Consider the following 18,611-nt stretch of genomic DNA (forward strand, 5'->3'; position numbering starts at 1 on the left):
CAAGATACCATCCCATCCTTCCCGCCCAGCTCCCCTACTCAGCTATAAATATCTCTGCTCCACCGTTGTCGTATATCCTGTGCTTTCCAGCAAGGATGTGGGAGTAGTCTTCAATGCTTTTGAGAGTGCTCCAGTCCTTTCTCTTAAACCATGTGTATACGGTTCCGTCAACCACATTCTGGTATCTCAAAAATATATAGCCCTTATCTATCGTCCTGTTATTTTTAAAAAGCTCTCCGTTGTATTTGACTTTAGACGCAAAAAACCTGTACCCAGCGTATGCATCTCCATATACATCGAACTCTTCGTTCATGTTGCCTTCCAGCCACTCAACAGCGCTCTTCTCCTCAGCGTGTATATACCAGAGGTCATACTGAAGCCCCTCGGAGTTGAGAATCACCGACCGTGGCTCACCGAAAGCCTGATAGGTGATGCCCATGTTGACCATGAACTGGGCTACTATCACCGCCAGTACCAGCGCCACCACCAGCCCTCCATGTCCGAGTGGGAGGGGGTTGAGCCCAAGTGTGTGTTTGCTTATGGCGGAGAGCATCTGGAAGAGCGTACTGGCTCCCAGCACCAACATGGGACTTAAGAAAACAATCGTGGGGAAGTACACCCTCTCAATACCAAAGTCCTGAGCAACGTAGGGAGACGCGAACACTATGCCCCAACATATCAGACAGCTAACCACCATCGAAACATACCCAGCCCCAAAGCTCGAGGTCCTGTATCGTCTTATTAACCCGAGGCCTCCCAAGAAAATGAGAGACAGCGTGATATAATATATCACGAAGTTCAGTATCTCCACCGTCCCGTGCAGTCCCATGCCCACCGCTTTTTGGGCCAGAACGTCGTGTGATTCAGTAAGAAATGGATGGGCCATGCTTCTAAGTGTCATCTCGGTGAAGATTGCAAGTGCCTGAAAATGTGCCTCAGTTATCTGGCTCCACCATAAAAACAAGGAGACAAAATAAAAGGCAGCTATGCTAAAGGTGATGGGACTCCTCCACCTCGCCGAGTGGCCACCTAAGAGCGTCCCAAGGGATAGCACAAGCAATGAGAGTACCAACAGGATGCCAAATATGTAGCAGAATGAGTAGTATGTCAGTACCAAGGAGAATGCAAACACGAACACCATCAGCTTTCTGCTCAGGTGGTCAATATCTCTATCAAAGAGGGCAAATGCCAACAGACATAGGAAAAACACCCCTGTGTGTATTCTCGCTCCATTTATTGAGTATATAAAGTTGTACTGGGAGATGAAGAACAGCGAGGTTAGAAGCGCGTATTTCTCACCTATATAGTCCCTGAAGAGGACAAAGAGAGCCAGCGGGATGATTGCGAGGAGTAGGGGCGTCACAAGCCTGTATGTCCACTCGGCACCTATACCCGTAAGAAAGTGTATTACTGGACGCAGCAGCGAGACACTCAGGCATGCGTTGATGGCTTTGGTGGGGTCCCCCGTGCTCAGCCCCATATCCCAGTATCCATGAGCGATGGTGTGGGCCATGAACCTGTACTCCTGAGGGGCATCTGCCCCTATGAGCATGTACTCACCCCTCAAAGGCAGAATAAGCGTGATGGCAAGACCAGCCATCAGCACTGCAATGGGATATGTGGACTTTGGAACTCTCTCCCCAAGGAGTATGAGGAGGGCAATGTAGCCCGAGACCAAAAAGGGCATTAGCAGCAGGACCACGTTGTTATCTGTCACATTCATGAGCAGAGCTCCAAATATAGCTATAAACGGCAGGATAAAAGCAAAAATGAGGGGTGGTGACAGCCCATCTGCACTTAAAGAGCCAACATCGAGCGTCCATGGAGCCGTGCCCTCGTGCTTGTACCTCTGATACACCAGCAGGCATAGCGCCCCTATCATGACGTCAAAGGACAGCACCAGCGGATGCGTTGAGAGGGGGCTCTGGATTCCGACCATCGGAAGCACCCAGTTCACGAGAAGCCCTCCCAGCAGCATGAAGGAGATGCTCAGGCCATAGGAAAGCACGGCCCTTCTCCAAAGGTCGATTTCGGTTAGCCCAAGGGCATATAAAATCAGAAGCCCAGGGACGATGGAGAAGAACGCATAGCTCAGGACAGCCCTCACGAAGGGTATGTCCAGAAATATAACGGCATTTACTATCAGAAGCAAAGCCACTAAGGCCATGAGTCCGTTCTTAAGAGGGTCCCTCTCCATCATAACCCCTCTGAGTGCGCTCAATATGTCTTCCTTCTCCTTCTCCATATGATGTTGCCAATTACCCACCTTAAAAGGGTGGGGTCTGTCATGTGCACCATCTGGTCAACAACGCTTCTTCTGAACTCGCCCTCCTTGCACTTTTCCACGAGGAGCCTGAACAATGTCCAAAGGCTATAGCGATGTGGTGTGTTCATGTCATTTCTCAGCAGTCTGTCCACCTCCCCTTTGTCCTTCCCGACCACCTCGAGCACCCTGTTGACCTCCTCTGGAACGAAGCCATGGGCTGTTTCGTGGAGCTGTGCTGTGAGGGAGAGATGCGCCCTTACGGCAGTTTTGACTGCACTCTCCTCTGCCATGCCGACAAACCGCCTGATTTCGCGGGGGCTCATTTTTGCAAGGTAATACAGTGCTGGATAGTACGCAAAAGCCGTGAATAGCTGCTCTGGAAGTATGGAATGGGTGATTATGGCAACGAGCTCTGCCTCTGGCGTCAACATCCTTATCCTACCGCCCGAGACCCTCTCCTCTACCACACACCTTTCGAGCTTTTTCCTGTCCAGATAAACGAGATAGCTCGCAGCAACCTTGTGATATATGTCCACATCGTACACATCCTTTCTGTCTGGGTGCGCGTGCTCGCATACTCTTGCATCATGAAACATCCTCTGGGAGGAGTCTGTATGGCCTTTTACCTCCACATAGCCCGAACGAAGCAACACCTCTGCTATCCTATCATACTCCTCATCCGAGCCAAAGTGCACCACATCCACATCGTTGGGTGTGGCAGGAAAGGGCATGATGCTCTTGAACAGTGCATATCGTGCACCATGGGAGCTTAAAAGCTCACACACCCTTATGGCGGTAAGCAGCTGCTCCCTGTGTCTGTCTCTCTCCTCTCTGTGCTTTTGCTCGAGGCTATCCAGCATGTCCATCTCGCTGAGACGCTCGAGATACAGCAGCCCTACCTTGTTCTTTACTGCATGCTCATACAGCCTTAAGCACTCCCGCTTGCTCTCAGGGGGCTCGCACTCGTATGCGAATGGAGAGCCTATCACCCTCAGAAGGGCTATGGTGCTGCTAACTTCCCGCAAGGCACCTCTCCCCTCAGCCTCTCGCACATCTTCTCCCACGCCAGCACCCCCAGCTCATCCACACTTTTTGTGCCATCCAGCCTGATTATTCCGCCGTCCTCTGCAACATCCATATACACTCTCTTTCTCTCCCTCAGATACTCGATGCTTGGTACGTCGTCCTTTCTTTTATATGCCACATCCTCGGGGACATCCAATAAAAATAGGACATCTGGCTTCGAGAGCACCCTAAAGCACCACCTTGCCAGCCTCTTTGTCTCCTCTCTCGAGAGGTGCAGCTCCACTGCAAGGTTTACTATGACATCGTACACGTACCTGTCACACACAACATTTTTTCCCATGATCAGAGGCATCTTAACGCTAAAGACCGTCTGAGCGATGTAATCCAAGAGAACTGCGTACTTATAAAGAGTGGACAAAAGGGGCTTTTCGAACAGCTCATTTCGTGTGCTCTCAAACGCCCAGTAATTCTCTGATATTGTCTTCCCTTTAAAAACCGTCCTCTTCATGAGTTCCATAATGGGCCTCAAGAGGAGGGAGTTGTATACATTGTGGACGTATCTCACCTCCATACCCTCTGCATCCATCCTTCCGACCAGCATCTCTGCGAGGGTGCTCTTGCCAGACCCGTCAATTCCTGTAAAGCATATCAGGCTCCCCTTACTCATCGCCTTCCAGCACCTCAGTGTAAATCTTGGTGAGCTCAATGCTTATATTTTCCCACGAATACGGTAGGACCCTCTCCCTGTTGCTCACCTTTACTCCATCGCTAATCTCGTCTATCAAGCTCAAAATGTCGTCCTGCCCTCTGGAGTCAACAAAGAACAGCCCATTTCCCTCCCCAAAAAAGGTCGTCAGCCCCTCGAACCTCGTGGTTATCACCGGCAGGTTGCACGCCATCGCCTCCAGAACAGAGAGGGGCATGAATATGCTGTTGTTCTCCATAGCGGGAAATACATAGCAGTCAGAAAGCTGGTACACCTCCTCAACCTTGGGAAGGTATTCCGCAATCACTTTGCATCCCAGCTCCTTCAGCAGCCTAAAAACAGCCTCATCAAAGGGCTTGTGAGTGCTGGCGACGACCACAACCTGTATGTCCTCCCGGCGAACGTCTCTAAAGACCTGCAGGTTTCTCTCATTTATTATGTGCCCCACATGAAGTACCACGAACCTCTCCTTGTCGATTCCGTATTTCTCCCTGAGCTTCAGCTTTTCCTCCTCACACACGGGCACAAACCTCCCGGTGTCCACACCATTTGGCAAGAGCCTCGTGTTGCACCCAAGCCCCCTAAAAAGCTCATCGCTGGTATGGGACTGAACGAGCACCACCTTGGGCCTCAAAAGAGGGACGAGACTTCTGCGAATGCCCTTGGAGAAGAGCTGAAGGCACTCGGGGTGCAGTGCAGAGAGCACCGTGGGTGCACCTGTCAGCATGCCGACATACCTCAGCGTCAGAAAGGCTCTGAGAGAGGGGCCCGCAACCTGATGGACCACGCTTGGGCTGTGCATCCTCAGAGCCTCTGGAAAGATGGACACCCCCGCGTCTATCGAATGCACCTCGTGGAGCTTTTGGAGGTGCACAGAGATGTTGTGGGAAACATTTCTGAAGCCCTCATCCGTGTTTCCCCTGAAGTGCCCTATAAGGCATACTTTCATCTTGCACCCCTCAGCTTCCGTATACACGCCTCTGAAAACTGCACCACATCTCCCGCCTCGACGAGCGTTCCGTGCCCGTCCACAACCTCGGGGTGTGAGCCCACGCGAAATGCCACCACAGGCTTGCCACACGCCTGTGCCTCTGCGATGGGTAGATTGAAACCCTCCCAGAGGGAGCAGGTGGCATAAACATCACACGCCGCATAATAAAGAGGGAGCTCATCATCTGGCACATCCTCTGCAAAGATGACAGACTCATCAACCATCCCCCTCAGCCTTTTAGAGTACTCGACATAGTAATGCCTTCCCACTATCAGCAGCTTGGCGTTGGGAATCTCCCTCCTCACCCTCCTGAATGCCTCGATGAGTATGTGAACGCCCTTGTGGGGCACTATCCTTCCCACATACAGAACGAGGGGGTCATTCCCTATACCATATCTTCTTCTTATGGAGCTACCATCCAGACCCCTTCTGAACCTCTCATCGACCTTGTTGTATATCACAAACCCGTCCATTCCCACCCTCTCTTTTAGCTCCCTTCTCAGAAACTCGCTCACACACACCGCACTGTCGGCGTTTTTGATACTCATGTCCTCAAGTGCGCACATGAGCCGGTGATACACCCTCTCAAGGGAGCTCAGGGCGAATATTCCCTGATACGCCTGTCCATGGTTATAAAACACATACCTTACCCCATGCAGCTTTTTGGCAATGTACCCCACATAGGTCATGGGATACTGGTGGGCGATTATTACATCAAACCCCTTGAGCCTCGATGCCCACACCAGCACCCTTGGGTCAAGCACGAAGAGCACGCGATACACCCTGTTTATAAGGAGATTTCTTGGCGCCCTCAACCTCAATAGTGCAACGCCTTTTGGTGGGCTCATATCAGCCTCGAGGGTGAAGATGGATACATGGTGTCCTGCACCCGATAGCTCCTCGGACTGCTGCTCCACTACCTTGCCAACTCCGTCGAACCTCGAAAATGTTGGCAGGAGGATTGCTATCCTGCACTTTTTACAGCCAACTATTTCCTCTACGAACTCCGTAATGCTGCTCTTTATCGCCGAAGCTCCACACATCTGAATACACGCCCTCACCCACTGACTTCCTCATACACCTCTACATACCTCTTCGCAATCCGCTCCCACGAAAACTCCTCCTCGGCGAGCCTTCGGCTGTTTTTACCCATTCTTTTTCTTTCTTCCTCGTTCTCAATTAAATACTCTATCCTCTCCGCGAGCTGCTCTTCATTCGCAGGCTCTACCAGAAAGCCGTTCCATCCATCCCGTATCTGCATGGGTATCCCCCCTACTCTCGTGCCCACGAGGGGCTTTCCAGATGCCATCGCTTCGGTGAGCACCATGCCAAAGCCTTCCTCGAGGGATGGCAGAACGAACACATCGCACACCGCATACAGCCCTTTAAGCATCTTAGGATGAAGGAACCCCATGAACCTCACATTAATCCTCTTCCTCTCGACATAGTCTTTTATCTTGGATGAGTAGCTCACGTCCGCCCTGTCGTTTCCAGCTATCACAAGCTGTACCTTCTCATCTCCAATGAGGTGTAGGGCCTTCACAAGGTACTCCACACCCTTTCTTGGTGTTAGTGTCCCCACGAACAACACCACAAAGTCATCGAACCCATAGCTATTTTTTATCCCCTCATTATCAGTAAAGTCAAACCAATGTAGGTTTACACCATTGGGTATTGCTTCTAAGCTCTCTTTTTTAATTCCCTTCTCGACAATCTTACTCATTATAGACTCATTTAAAAGAACGCTCTTTTTAACTCTCCTCATCAAATACAAATCGGGCGAGAAAGCCCTTGTCACTAATGGGGGCTTAAGAAATCTGCTTAGTCCTAAGCGATACTCATCTGCATGGACAGTGTACACCATCCTCTTTCCCAGCGAGCCATCCAGTGCCAAAAGCACGTTGGCGGCAAAGGGCAGATGCACGTGCACCACATCGAACCCATCGAGGTACCTTCTCGCCTTAAGGGCAAACAGCGCCCTATCCACGACGAGCCTTAACACACCAAGGGGGCTCTTCATCATGGTGTACACGGGGACGGCGTTGGACACGTTCGGACACACGTTCAGGTCAAACCTCTCAAAGAGCACGCCATCCCTCTCCTCATGATGGTCGAGTCCCCTCCAGCGCCTCTCCAGCACCACCACCTCGTGCCCCAGTCGTGCAGTGTGCCGTGCAAGCTCGTACACCACCGTGGGCACAGAGCCCTCCCCAGCGAGCACGCGCTCGTGCCCGTCATACAGGTGGAGAATCCTCATGCAATCTCCCCATAGTAGCGCTCGAGCTGTGTGGTAATGGCTTCCCAGTCGTACCTCTTGGCGCTCTCCACGCACAGCCCAGCCAGCTCCCCTCCTCTCTCCATACCCTCCAATATCTTCTGTGCCATGCTCTCTGGGGAGAGCTCACACAGAAGTCCACACGCTATATCGCATGCAGCGTTTAGTTTGTGCTTCACCGTGACTACTGGCAGACCGCACGCATTTGCCTCAAGTGCAACAATTCCAAACCCCTCCCTCGTGGAGGGCAGCACGAACACGCGGGAGGACTTCATGTGCGCTATCACCTCGTCGTGGCTATCCAGCGTTCCCATGAACCTCACGTTGCCAGAAATCCCAAGCCCTCGTGCGAGTGCCTCGAGCCTCTTCCTCTCTGGCCCATCACCCACTATGAGGCACACGACATTAGGCATATACTTCTTGAGGATGTGCACCGCCCCGAGCAGCACATCGACATTTTTATCCCTTATTAGCCTTCCAGCGAAAATGATGTCTGATGCACTCTCGGAGGGGGCTATCCTCCTGATATGCTCGAGCTCTATGCCGTTGGGTATTACCTCCACACCCCTCACGCCAACCTCGTGCAGGTCATCTCTGGTCCTGTGCGATACTGCGATGTTGTGTGAAGTGAGCCTTGCCGTAAGCAGCTCTGCCCATTTTCCGAATATGCCCCTCCATCCCAAGTAGCGCATCCAGTATTCCTTCCACACCTCGTGCCACGTGATTACGAGGGGAGCGCCTCCGATGGCAGAGCGCACCTTGGCAGAAAAGCACGAGAAGTACGGAAACTCCTGACAGTCTATCACGTCGAACTCACCCTTGAGCCCCGTCAGGGTGCTCATTCCAAACAGCACCCCCTCGGATATCGAGCGCCTGCCATTTACGTACAGCTCCCTCGGTGCGCCAACGCCATGCAGATGGATGCCGTCCAGCTCCCTATCTCTTTCCCCACCCCACCACCTCAAGCCAAACCAGTGTACATCGTGTCCCCTCTTGGCGAGCCTCCTTCCAATCTCGTACACTCTTTTCTCAGCTCCTCCCTTCACCCACGGGTACACGGCATCGTACACGAAGGCGATTCTCACTTCCCCTCCCCCAGCATGCTCAAAAAGAACGAGAAGAAGAACGTCTGCGCGCCTATCACGAGCAGCGTGAAGGCGAGCACATCGTGCTTCAGAACAGGAAGATATGTAAAACCACTGCCCACCCACTGCACGACGAGATATGCAGTGTACACAAAGCCCAGAAGAAAGATGGCAGCCCCCACCGCTGCCCCTCGTTCGAGGGGGGCGTGCTCGATGATGAAGTGTGTGATGCGGTCGTAGTCGAGCACGCCCCTGCCATGCCCGTACACCGCTGAGAACAGCCCGAGGGACACGAGCTGGTAGCCCAGTATCGCGAGCAGGGAGGCTGCAAACATCGAGTGTATGCCAAGATGGACTCCTCCCACCCACACATCGAAGACGCTCATCAGCAGCACCACCACCATGCCGAGCGTGAACATCACGAGCCCCGGAAGGTAGTACAGGTGCTTTGGAGTGTGCAGCAGCATGAACTTCAGGTGCCTCCACCCATCTGAAAACGAGTTCAGCTTGGAGTCCCCCATGCGCCTTCGATACGTGATGGGCACCTCCTCTATCCTGAGCCCCCTTCTCACTGCCTCCATCACCATCTCGGAGGCGAACTCCATGCCAGAGGAGCGAAGGCGCATTCTCTGGAGCGCCTCAGAGGAGAACGCCCGAAAGCCGCTGTGGGCATCGCTCACGCCCGCCTTGAAGAACACGTTCAAAAACCACGTGAGGATGGGGTTTCCTATGTGACGGTGCAGCCACGGCATCGCCCCCTTCTCCATGGTGCCCCTGAACCTGCTGCCAATCACCATGTCCGCACCGTTCTTCAGGGGCTCCAAGAGCCTTGGAAGCTCGGAGAAGTCGTACGTGCCATCGGCATCGCCCATCACGATGTATCTTCCACGGGCGCTGGCAAAGCCCACCCTGTATGCATAGCCATAGCCCAGCCTGTCTGGCTTTACCACTCTCGCCCCAAGGGAGCGGGCGATGCTTGGTGTGTCATCGGTGGAGCTGTCCGCCACGATAATCTCGCCGTCAATGCCCTCTCGCTCGAACACCTGCTGAATGGTGCGTATGCACTCCCCTATGCCCTCCCGCTCGTTCCTCGTGGGAAGGACCACCGACACCTCTGGCATCCTAGCATCATCTATACATCTTCCTAATTTAAGTTATGCCATCGCGTGTGGCAACCAGCAGCATTCGCCCTATCTTGGACATCAGAAGAGTATACTTGAGCCTTCTTGGCACTGCCAGCGGATAGCATCTTAGTAGCTCAATCCTCATGCCGCTTTCGGCAAAAAGGCTTTTTATCTGCTGGGGTGTTAAAAATGACACAATCACCTTTCTGTTCCACCCAAACCATCTGATGCTGATGTTGAGAAATGAGAAGAGAAGCGAGATATAGAAGAGCGCAGAGGCGAAAAACTCGTGCTCGTTGTATTGTTCAAGCAGGACGATGTATCCTCCTTTCCTAACGACCCTTTTAAACTCCCTAATGGCATCTCCCGCCTTTTTCTTTGACCTTCCTCTCGTCATCCCCACAAGGTGATGCAGGAGGTTCTTGGCAATCAGAAAATCGAAGGTGCCATCCTTAAACGGCAGATGGCAGGCATCGCCGCCAACCAGATTTATGTGCTCATTTACCTGCTGCCTGTAGGCATGTGCAACGAGCTCGCAGTTATAGAGGTTGGATATGCCCGCGTGAGATGCAACCAAGTCGAGCATGTACCCGCTGCCCCCCCCCCACCTCCAAGACCTTTGATGCTTGGCTGCACCTGTGCTTGATGAAGTCCAAGATGATGGGGTCTTGCTCTGGATGGACATAGCCACTTCTTGCAGCATAATCGTCACTTTCAGTAAAGTGCTCCATCGTCCTTTTTTGTGCAAAGTCTGCCATGAGCCTCACCGTAGGACTTTATGGAACACATTCTGCACGACCCTTTTTAATTTTTGCCACCACGTCCAGAAAGGCTTTTGTGCACACGAGCCACACGGCATAGAAGCGCATAAAACTCTTCAGCCCCCCTCACCCTGTCAATCCCTCCATAGAGAGCAATCTTTGTCTTCTCTTCATTCCACCCCAAATCTTCGATTGCTTATAGAGCCAGAAATCCAGCTCATCCTCATTTCTCTGCATAATACTTATTTTCAAGAATTTCCTCCTCAAATACCATGGTATCTCATTGAATATCACGATATCGTATATTTATCACTAACAGAAAACAGATGATTGAGGAAAGAAGACCGAAAATCATAAGGATGTCTCCCATTATAAGGGAATGTGAGAAAAGAGGGACAGATTATTTTAGGGTGGCACCACTCCCATGCACAGGTGTTCTTCGATGGGTGGTGGTAGCATGCACAAAGAAGTCGGTGTTTACGGTTCACGTTTGTTTTGATTGAGTGCGTAAACTACCCCTCGCTCACGCAAGGGGCTCTGTGAGGAGTTCTTTACGAGCCTTAAAGAGAGGGGTCCCCACGGGCTGGCTCACGCAGCCACTGCCTTATCCGGACTCACGGCTGAATCAAACCGACAGGGATATAAATGATAACTCAAATTATCATAACGGCGGTTATCATGAAGTTCGTTGACAGAGTGGAGGAGCTGAAGGCTCTGGGAGAAAGGCTGGACAGCGACATATTCGAGCTTATCGTGATCTACGGTAAGAGGAGAGTTGGCAAAACCCGCCTAGTCCTTGAGGCGGTAAAGGAGAGAGAACACGTATATTACTTAGCGGTGGAAGGGGACAACCTCAGGCACTTCAAGCGATTGGCTTCGAAACTCGTCCCGGAAATTTCCTACGCTCAGGAAGACTGGGAAGCCTATTTCAACTTTCTGAAGGGTAAGGTTGTCGTAATAGATGAGTTCCCCAACCTCATTAAGGAGGACCAAAAAGTCGTGTCGCTCTTCCAGCGTGCAGTCGATCTGATTCTCGGTAATACAGGCACGAAGCTCATACTGCTTGGTTCGTCGATCTCCATGATGAGCGACAGGGTTCTGAGTTACAAAAGCCCGCTTTACGGAAGGTTTGCATCGATGAAGCTAAGGCCATTGAAGTTCTTCCACCTCAGGGAGTTCTTCCCCAACCTCCAGTGGGAGGAGCTCGTCGAGATATATGGATTCGCAGATGGAATCCCTTATCACCTCGAAAAAGTTAAACCGCCCTTCTGGAAGTGGCTCGAAGGAGAGCTGAAGAGGCCCGATACTTTCCTGAAAGATGAGCTCGACTTCCTGATAAAGTACGAGTTCAGCGATGTGACAACGTACAAGAAGATTCTCGAAGCAGTGGCTCTCGGCAAAAACACGCCGAAAGAGATCAGAGAACACCTGAAAGCAAAACATTCGGACATCACACAGTATCTGAAAAATCTGATGGAAACTGAATTCCTTGTGAAGAGAGTTCCCGTAACTGAGAATGCAAGCTCGAAGAAGGGGAGATACTTTATCGGAGATAACTTCGTAGCATTCTGGTTCCGCTACATATATCCGAACCTTTCAGCCATCGAGGAAGGTATTTTCGATCTCGGAGAAATTAAGAAGGACTGCGCGAACTACCTGGGCATGGTTTTCGAGGGTATTGCGAGGCAGTTCCTCATTGAGCTCAACAGGCGTGAAAGGCTTCCCTTCAAATTCTCCAAGATCGGAGGATGGTGGCATAAGGGTGAGGAGGTAGATCTGCTGGCGTTAAACGAGCGTGAGAAGAAGGCTCTGTTGGTGGAGGTCAAGTGGAGAGAGCTGAGCGAAAGAGATATCGACAGAATTCTCGGAGACCTCGGGAGGAAAGCTGAGCTCATTGGGCTCGAAGGTTATGAGAAGTATTATGGCATAGTTGCAAGGAGAGTTTCTGAGAAAGATGAGCTCATTTGGGACTTGAAAGACTTTCAGGAGGTTGACGACCATCGTCAATCATGATCATCCTCGATGACTTCTATTTCCTCGCTGATTTGCTTGAAGTCGCTGTCAAGTGTTAAAAAATGATTGCAGTTGTTTTCAATTGCGGTTGCTATATGTACCAAATCCCGCGGAGGAAGTTTGTACTTCTTGATCAAGCTGTCCATAATTTTTGTTTTCGGATGAGGTAAGATTTCAATATTGAGTAAGGAGTACAGGTCTTTGACACTCTCATAGAGGATTAGATAATCTTCGTGCCTGTTCTTTATAAGCTTACAGCGCTACGACCTCTGTTCCCGTAAATCCTTTCGGCACTTAAAGCTGTAGAAACATAAAGAACTTCACATAGAGATATTACCGACGTAACCCTCTTTTTTCCAGCTATAATGGATTTAATAGCCAGTCTTCTTGTACTGCTTCCGAGTAGAAGATCCACCAAAATACCGGAATCCAGGTAGACTACACCCATGCTTCACCCAGTATTTCAATAATTTTTTCCCTGGATGCTTCACCGGCTATGTTCTTAACTCTGTTTGATATCTCGTCGATTTCACCAAATTCTTCAACCAATACCGTCAGTTTTATCCCTTCGGGTAGGTCTACTTTTTTTATGGGTTTAAAAACACCATTCTCATAAACAACTTCAATCGCCTTCACATTTACCACCACATCTATTCCTTCGTTTGAGAAGTATTTAAATCTGTTCGGATTAGCCCCACAACCTCCTCCCCAGCCTCACCAAATGGATCCTCCCAGCCGTTCTCCCTGTCAAGTATCACTCGCACTCCTTCCAGTATCCTCTCCGGTCTTGTTCCAGCCAGAACATTTGAACCCACCTCCAACGTCTCCGGCCTCTCTGTGTTATCTCTCAAAGCCTGCACACCTCCTGAGTTGGTTAAAGCCAGTCTTGCATTGGCTTCCAGCTCCAAAAACTCAAGAAAACCTAAAGGTTCGCAACCTTCCTTGCATCTGAATCGTCTGTTAGAACTTTCATGTTGCGGTTCTTTGCGATAGTTAAGCAAGATGCCTCTTCCTTTCCCAGTTTTACCCTCAAAGCGTTGTAGAGCTCAAGTTCATCTTCCCTTACCTCTACCACTTCAAAATCAAGAGTTACGTCAGGTAAAACTCCTCTCCTAACGCCTACTCTAAACTCCTCCAAAACCTGCTCTGTTACGTATACTTTCTCAAAAGCCCCTTTAAGCAGGTCTACCCTATTCACCTTTGCAAAGTTCGAAAGAACAGTATTATCGACTAAAACCATTTGATTGCCCCTACCTCAGCCATCACGTCCTCTTTACTCAAAGTCCTTATCGGAATTCCCCCATACCATTTCACGCCTATACTCGCCGTGTCCCGACGAGGGAGCAATCCACTCTCATTTTTATATGACAAGCATCTACTTAAACTTTGAGGGGAATTCCTCCCACCACTAAATGTGGTGGGCTTCCTGCCCAGTTTCATCGTGAATGCAAAAGCTGGTCTTATGGGATACTCAGTTCTGAATGTATATCGTTTACACTGCATAAACAAAAAGTTTATAATCCATAAACACAAGTATACAGTATGCTTGTTGAGCTGTTTAAAAGTGAAGAGCGCCTGAGGATCCTTTATTATTCTCTTTATCAGAGAGATTTCACTGTAACGCAAGTTTCAAGAGAGACCGGTGTGACAAAGGGTTTAGTTTCAAGATATCTGAATAAGTTAACCGAGTTTGGGTTGCTCGTTAAGCATGGTAGGGTCTATCGATTCGGGGATTCAGCTATGATAAGGGTAATTAAGCTGCTGCTCAATCTAAATAAAATAGATGAGGATTCATTGAAACGTGATTGGATTAAGGGTTTCGGACTATTCGGAAGCTGGGCTAAAGGTACAAATACAGATGAGAGCGATTTGGACGTCTGGATTAAGACCGAAACTTACCCTTCTGAGTTCGAGCTCGGTAAACTGCAGAAAAAGCTGAGAGAGATGGTTGGAACCGAAGTAAATCTTGTTGTTTTAACACATCAAAAAATTAAAGAGTTAAAGGAGAAAGATAGGCCCTTCTATAATTCCATAGTAAATGATTCGATAGTGCTCTGGGGGGAATCAATTGAATTATGAAGAATGCTTCAGGCGAGGCCTACTGCGTTATGTAGAGCCCTCAAAAGAAAAAAGTCAGGAATCGATAAAACGGGCGAAGGAATGGCTTAATGAAGCAATGATAAATTTTGAATCCGGTGCTTTTAGATCAGCTTTATTATCAACATACCTGGCTGTGTTTCACTCTGCAAGAGCAGTACTTTTCAGGGATGGTGTTAGGGAGAAAAGTCACTACTGTGTTGGTGTTTACCTTGAAAAGTACGTCAACCAGAATTTACTGGAGGAAAAATGGGTTGTGGTTTTTGACAGAATGAGAAGCACTCGCCATGAGGATCAATACACATTTCATGCTCCTACAAGTGAAGAAGTGAAATCCAGTATCGATACTGCCAGACAATTTATCAAGAGGATGGAGGAATTGTTAGAGATTGCTTCTGATGATTAAACTAAGCGTTGATTACTCTGTAATCAGCAGTAAGCAACTTGGTGAATGGATAGCCATCATTGGCACCCGTCATGAGATTATTAAGATGAGCCCTGTGATAAGGGAGTGTGAAAAGATGTGTAGATTATCATATATTGGAGCTACCTCAGCCTGAGTATAATCTGGATGCTGGATCTGGAACACATGCAGAACAGACTGGCTTATGATTGGTGTAGAAAAGGTCCTGATGAAAGGATGAGAGAGAAGCCAGATACTGGTTGAAAGTGGGCAAATATTTTAACCCTATCGGCGGGAAGTCCCCTTCGTAGGGAGATGAGAGCCGATAAGCATATATAGTTATGATACTAATAAAACTATGATGAGTAAGGTTACTATGAAGGTTGAGAAAGACACTCACGAAAAACTCTTAGAAGTGGTCTCAAAATTACAGCTCAAGAAAAAAAGAAGAATCACAATAGATGAGGCTATAAAAGAGTTGATTGAGAATGCTAAGCTATAAGTTTCGCATTTATCCTTCCAAAACCATTCAAGCTAAACTAACGGAACAGCTTGAGCTATGCAGATGGTTATACAATCGTTTATTGTTTGAGCTGAATAAGGCAAAAGAAGAAGGTAGAAAGATAAAACAGAAAGATACACAAGCTCTAATCGTTAAGCTAAAGGAAGAGAATCCTAACCTGAATAAAGTCTACTCCAAGGTTTTGCAGATGGTGAACTACCAGTTATGGTCGAACATCAAAGCCCTATCAGAGTTGAAGAAGAATGGAAAGAAAGTTGGTAAGCTCCGTTATAAGGGTAAGGGATGGTTCAAAACTCTGAACTTCAATCAATCGGGATTCAAGATTGATTTTGAGAATAACAAGCTCATCTTATCTAAGGCTGGTACTATCCCCATCAAACTACACCGTCCAATTGAAGGAAGAATTAAAGGGGTGATTGTAAAAAGAGAGAAATCTTGTAAATTGTATGCAATTGTTCAGGTAGAAGATGAACCAGAGCTATTACCACCAACAGGTAAAGAAGTGGGAATAGATGTTGGTGTAAGACACTTTCTGACAGATAGTGAAGGAAGGCAAATAGAGAATCCCAAGTTTTACGAGAGAACTTTGCAAAGGATAAAGACTCTACAACGCAACCTTTCAAGAAAGCAGAAGGGCTCTAAAAATAGAGAGAAGTCTCGTATTAAGCTTGCTAAAGCTTATGAAAAACTTGTAAATCAGAGAAACGACTTCTTACATAAACTTAGCAGGTTTTACGTGAATAATCACGACATAATAGCAGTTGAAGACTTGAAGATTAGAAATATGGTTAAAGTTGGAAACAAACTAGCTCAACGCATATTGGATGCCTCTTGGGGTAAGTTCATCGAAATGCTCTCCTTCAAGGCTGAGAGAGCTGGAAGGAGAGTCATAAAGGTAAACCCAAGAGGTACATCTGAAGGACTAACTTTTGATGACCTGTATAGGGATTATATCTCAGCTTGCAGGATAAAGAACAAATCGGGGTTGGGACGGTCCTTAGAGCCTGTGGAGAGGAGACCTCTACTCCTCGTTACCGCTAAAGCGGTAATCGAGGGGCAAGTCTTCTCTGTGAAGCAGGAAGCTCCCTGCGTGAGCGGGGAGTAGTTCACTCATTCTGAGGGCTTATCTGAGGAAGTATCGTGGTGTCAGCTTCAGGAGATTGCAGGTTTTTGATTTTCTGGCGTTGATTCGGATGGGTGGGGATGGTTCTCAGAACTAATATCAGCTAAAATATAGATGAGCGTTCAATAATTATAACTCAAAAATATGCACTAAACTGCACAAATTTTTTAAACTTTGTGCACTATATTTTCTCAGGTGCACAGGATGAGGGAGCACGTAATAGCCCAAAAGTATGAACTCGAGAAGCTGGGAAAAGAACACTATGTTGAGAGAGAAGCTGAGAAAAAACTCAAGCAGTACCTTCCAACCGACCTGATAAAGGTAATAACTGGACCTCGAAGGGCTGGAAAAAGCTTTTTAGCGGTGAGAGCTCTTAAAGAAAATTTTGGTTATGTGAACTTTGATGATGAGGTATTGACCAAAGCGGAAGACCTCAACGAGGTTTTAAAGCTTGTCCATGAGGTCTATGGAGAATTTGAAACCCTCTTCCTCGACGAAATCCAGAATGTTAAGGATTGGGAGCTTTTTGTCAATAGGCTCAGAAGATTGGGTTATAACGTCGTTCTTACTGGCTCGAATTCGAAACTGCTGAGCAGTGAGCTGCCATCTGACGGGGAGATATGTGGAAGGTGAACTACCCCTCCCTGTCGGAAGGAGCTTCCTGCTTCAACGACCAGACTCGATCCCCACACACCCACAGCGGAGGTCTCGTCAGATGAGACCGTTCCTCTGCACCCCGTGTGGAAGGCGGGTTACGGAGGTCATGGTCTCCACAGGCTTCACTTCGGGCCGTCCCAGCCCTAGGTCTGCCAGCTCTTTCAGCCTTGCAGACAATAAGAAGTATGATGAGGAAAAATATAAGCTTATCGGCTCTCATCTCCACGCTCACGCATGGAGACTTCCCGCCGATAGGGTTAAAGTTTTTCCGTTCTCCTTCAGGGAATTCTTGAGGGCCAAAAAAATTGAGCCAAAGGTGGAGATGAGCTCTCAGGAAGGAAAAATGCTCTCAAAACTTTCCGAGTATCTGGAAAGGGGGGCTTCCCAGAGGTGGTTGTCAAGGGTTATGATTATCGTGACTATGGGAGAATGCTTTTTGACAGCATCATAATGAAGGATGTGGTTAAGCGAAGGAACGTGAAGTACTCCTCAACCCTCTACGAGCTCTCCCTTTACCTTGTCTCTAACTTTGCTAGAGAGTTCAGCTACACGAAGCTGAAGAACGCTCTAAACATCGGCAGTGTGCACACTGTGAAAAATTACGTTGATTATCTTGAAGAGGCTTTCATAATTGTTAAAGCAGAGCGCTTTTCTTACAAGATACGGGAAAGCTTGAAGTCTCCGAAAAAAGCATACATTATTGATCCAGCCTTTTTGAGCGCGGGTTTCACTCCATCACCAGATTTGGGAAGGAAAATGGAAAATACAGTTGCCGTTGAACTCTTGAGGAGAGGCTATAAACTGCACTACTGGCGGGATGATAAAAGGGAGGTCGACTTCATTTTGAAAAAAGGGTTGAAAGTGGAGGAGCTGATACAGGTTACAAAGGAAATAACTGAAAACAATTATGGAAGAGAAGTTAAGAACCTGGCGGAGGTAGGAAAGAGACTAAAGGCTGAAAGGCTGAGTGTGATAACATGGGATGATGAAGGGGTGATAGAAGAAGGGGAAAGGGAAGTGAAAGTGGTTCCTCTTTGGGAATGGCTGCTCGGAAAGGTCGATTGAATACTAACAGGCTCATCTACATGTTGTGACTGAAAAGGTTTTAAGGTTTTACTACGAATAATCAGAGAAACCCACTGGCCATTCGACTTTCTGGCGTTGATTCGGATGAGTGGGGATGGTTCTCAGAACTAATATCAGCTAAAATACGGATGAGCGAATACTCTTTATCTTCCCGTTGCTTGCAAGACCCCTTCGGAGGGGGATACGCAAGGGGAGGTGGCTAAGTTTAAATACTCTGCTAAATATACCAAGTCATGTAGCCCATCGGATAACGAGTTCGATGGGATGCGGGGCTCGTGACCGTCCCGAAGGGTGCATGAGCTTGAGGCGTAAAGCCTCAGGTGAACGCCCAACCGCAGCTGTCGTCCACTTGGCTTTTTACAAAAGCCAGCAAAACAGCGCATTAAGGGGTGTGGCTAAGCCACACCCCATTAATCCACTCACGTGCCAGCTTCGTTAAGCTGTTTGGAAGCCCCATGCGTAAGCGTGGGGAGTA

At 48.7% G+C, this 18,611-nt stretch carries 22 protein-coding genes; 8 read left to right on the forward strand and 14 right to left on the reverse strand.

Annotated elements, in window-relative coordinates:
• Positions 1 to 34: 34 nt before the first annotated feature.
• Genes BP07_RS05620 through BP07_RS05660 form a run of 9 tightly spaced genes read right to left on the reverse strand, consistent with a single transcriptional unit; the run spans position 35 to position 10,176 of the window.
• Positions 35 to 2,245 (reverse strand): DUF2206 domain-containing protein, encoded by a 2,211-nt coding sequence (locus BP07_RS05620; RefSeq protein ID WP_042686753.1) that lies wholly within the window; start codon positions 2,243 to 2,245, stop codon positions 35 to 37.
• On the reverse strand, positions 2,218 to 3,291 hold the full coding sequence (locus BP07_RS05625) for a nucleotidyltransferase family protein (protein WP_042686754.1): 1,074 nt from the start codon (positions 3,289 to 3,291) through the stop codon (positions 2,218 to 2,220). The genes BP07_RS05620 and BP07_RS05625 overlap by 28 nt, the downstream gene beginning before the upstream one ends.
• On the reverse strand, positions 3,267 to 3,959 hold the full coding sequence (locus tag BP07_RS05630) for a dTMP kinase (RefSeq protein WP_042686756.1): 693 nt from the start codon (positions 3,957 to 3,959) through the stop codon (positions 3,267 to 3,269). Before BP07_RS05630 ends, BP07_RS05625 begins: the two co-directional genes overlap by 25 nt.
• Positions 3,952 to 4,947 carry a glycosyltransferase family 4 protein gene (locus BP07_RS05635; protein WP_042686758.1) on the reverse strand — a complete coding sequence of 332 codons (996 nt, stop codon included), beginning with the start codon at positions 4,945 to 4,947 and terminating at the stop codon, positions 3,952 to 3,954. The genes BP07_RS05630 and BP07_RS05635 overlap by 8 nt, the downstream gene beginning before the upstream one ends.
• A complete protein-coding gene (locus tag BP07_RS08400; protein WP_052353279.1) occupies positions 4,944 to 6,050 on the reverse strand; it encodes a glycosyltransferase family 4 protein in 1,107 nt (368 codons plus the stop codon). The genes BP07_RS05635 and BP07_RS08400 overlap by 4 nt, the downstream gene beginning before the upstream one ends.
• A complete protein-coding gene (locus BP07_RS05645) occupies positions 6,047 to 7,246 on the reverse strand; it encodes a glycosyltransferase family 4 protein (protein WP_042686759.1) in 1,200 nt (399 codons plus the stop codon). Before BP07_RS05645 ends, BP07_RS08400 begins: the two co-directional genes overlap by 4 nt.
• Entirely contained in the window at positions 7,243 to 8,349 is a 1,107-nt protein-coding gene (locus tag BP07_RS05650) for a glycosyltransferase family 4 protein (RefSeq protein WP_042686761.1), read from the reverse strand. The genes BP07_RS05645 and BP07_RS05650 overlap by 4 nt, the downstream gene beginning before the upstream one ends.
• Positions 8,346 to 9,470 carry a glycosyltransferase family 2 protein gene (locus BP07_RS05655; RefSeq protein ID WP_052353280.1) on the reverse strand — a complete coding sequence of 375 codons (1,125 nt, stop codon included), beginning with the start codon at positions 9,468 to 9,470 and terminating at the stop codon, positions 8,346 to 8,348. The genes BP07_RS05650 and BP07_RS05655 overlap by 4 nt, the downstream gene beginning before the upstream one ends.
• 28 nt (positions 9,471 to 9,498) lie before the next feature.
• Positions 9,499 to 10,176, reverse strand: coding sequence for a methyltransferase domain-containing protein (locus tag BP07_RS05660; RefSeq protein WP_084174131.1), 678 nt, complete (start codon positions 10,174 to 10,176; stop codon positions 9,499 to 9,501).
• A 736-nt stretch (positions 10,177 to 10,912) separates the two neighbouring features.
• Here BP07_RS05660 and BP07_RS05665 point away from each other — a divergent pair.
• A complete protein-coding gene (locus BP07_RS05665) occupies positions 10,913 to 12,247 on the forward strand; it encodes an ATP-binding protein (protein ID WP_042686798.1) in 1,335 nt (444 codons plus the stop codon).
• Here the strand turns inward: BP07_RS05665 and BP07_RS09150 are convergent.
• Genes BP07_RS09150 through BP07_RS05680 form a run of 5 tightly spaced genes read right to left on the reverse strand, consistent with a single transcriptional unit; the run spans position 12,238 to position 13,487 of the window.
• On the reverse strand, positions 12,238 to 12,495 hold the full coding sequence (locus BP07_RS09150) for a PIN domain-containing protein (protein WP_084174132.1): 258 nt from the start codon (positions 12,493 to 12,495) through the stop codon (positions 12,238 to 12,240). The two genes, BP07_RS05665 and BP07_RS09150, sit on opposite strands and share 10 nt — an antisense overlap.
• Positions 12,492 to 12,695, reverse strand: a complete 204-nt coding sequence (locus BP07_RS09235; RefSeq protein WP_157203112.1) for a PIN domain-containing protein — start codon at positions 12,693 to 12,695, stop codon at positions 12,492 to 12,494. The genes BP07_RS09150 and BP07_RS09235 overlap by 4 nt, the downstream gene beginning before the upstream one ends.
• Positions 12,686 to 12,895: an antitoxin family protein gene (locus BP07_RS05670; RefSeq protein WP_211247061.1), complete on the reverse strand. Its 210-nt coding sequence runs from the start codon at positions 12,893 to 12,895 to the stop codon at positions 12,686 to 12,688. Before BP07_RS05670 ends, BP07_RS09235 begins: the two co-directional genes overlap by 10 nt.
• A 2-nt stretch (positions 12,896 to 12,897) precedes the next feature.
• On the reverse strand, positions 12,898 to 13,155 hold the full coding sequence (locus BP07_RS08600) for a UDP-N-acetylglucosamine 2-epimerase (RefSeq protein WP_211247062.1): 258 nt from the start codon (positions 13,153 to 13,155) through the stop codon (positions 12,898 to 12,900).
• A 14-nt stretch (positions 13,156 to 13,169) separates the two neighbouring features.
• A complete protein-coding gene (locus tag BP07_RS05680) occupies positions 13,170 to 13,487 on the reverse strand; it encodes a DNA-binding protein (protein WP_042686800.1) in 318 nt (105 codons plus the stop codon).
• Between the two features lie 302 nt (positions 13,488 to 13,789).
• On the opposite strand from BP07_RS05680, the gene BP07_RS05685 reads away from it, so the two are divergent.
• From BP07_RS05685 to BP07_RS05710, 7 genes are all read left to right on the forward strand, one after another.
• The gene (locus BP07_RS05685; RefSeq protein WP_084174134.1) at positions 13,790 to 14,326 is read left to right on the forward strand and encodes a nucleotidyltransferase domain-containing protein; all 537 of its coding nucleotides are present in this window, start codon (positions 13,790 to 13,792) and stop codon (positions 14,324 to 14,326) included.
• Positions 14,316 to 14,750, forward strand: coding sequence for a HEPN domain-containing protein (locus BP07_RS05690; RefSeq protein ID WP_052353281.1), 435 nt, complete (start codon positions 14,316 to 14,318; stop codon positions 14,748 to 14,750). The genes BP07_RS05685 and BP07_RS05690 overlap by 11 nt, the downstream gene beginning before the upstream one ends.
• Positions 14,751 to 15,105: 355 nt before the next feature.
• Entirely contained in the window at positions 15,106 to 15,249 is a 144-nt protein-coding gene (locus BP07_RS08825; protein WP_157203113.1) for a hypothetical protein, read from the forward strand.
• Complete coding sequence (locus tag BP07_RS05695) at positions 15,236 to 16,375, forward strand: RNA-guided endonuclease InsQ/TnpB family protein (RefSeq protein WP_042686767.1); 1,140 nt, start codon at positions 15,236 to 15,238, stop codon at positions 16,373 to 16,375. Before BP07_RS08825 ends, BP07_RS05695 begins: the two co-directional genes overlap by 14 nt.
• Positions 16,376 to 16,597: 222 nt before the next feature.
• Positions 16,598 to 17,026: an AAA family ATPase gene (locus BP07_RS05700; protein WP_042686768.1), complete on the forward strand. Its 429-nt coding sequence runs from the start codon at positions 16,598 to 16,600 to the stop codon at positions 17,024 to 17,026.
• An 82-nt stretch (positions 17,027 to 17,108) separates the two neighbouring features.
• Positions 17,109 to 17,501: a hypothetical protein gene (locus BP07_RS05705; protein ID WP_157203115.1), complete on the forward strand. Its 393-nt coding sequence runs from the start codon at positions 17,109 to 17,111 to the stop codon at positions 17,499 to 17,501.
• Positions 17,501 to 18,115 carry an ATP-binding protein gene (locus tag BP07_RS05710; RefSeq protein ID WP_052353282.1) on the forward strand — a complete coding sequence of 205 codons (615 nt, stop codon included), beginning with the start codon at positions 17,501 to 17,503 and terminating at the stop codon, positions 18,113 to 18,115. Before BP07_RS05705 ends, BP07_RS05710 begins: the two co-directional genes overlap by 1 nt.
• The last annotated feature ends 496 nt before the right edge of the window (positions 18,116 to 18,611 follow it).

Source organism: Methermicoccus shengliensis DSM 18856, from assembly GCF_000711905.1.
Taxonomy (GTDB): domain Archaea; phylum Halobacteriota; class Methanosarcinia; order DSM-18856; family Methermicoccaceae; genus Methermicoccus; species Methermicoccus shengliensis.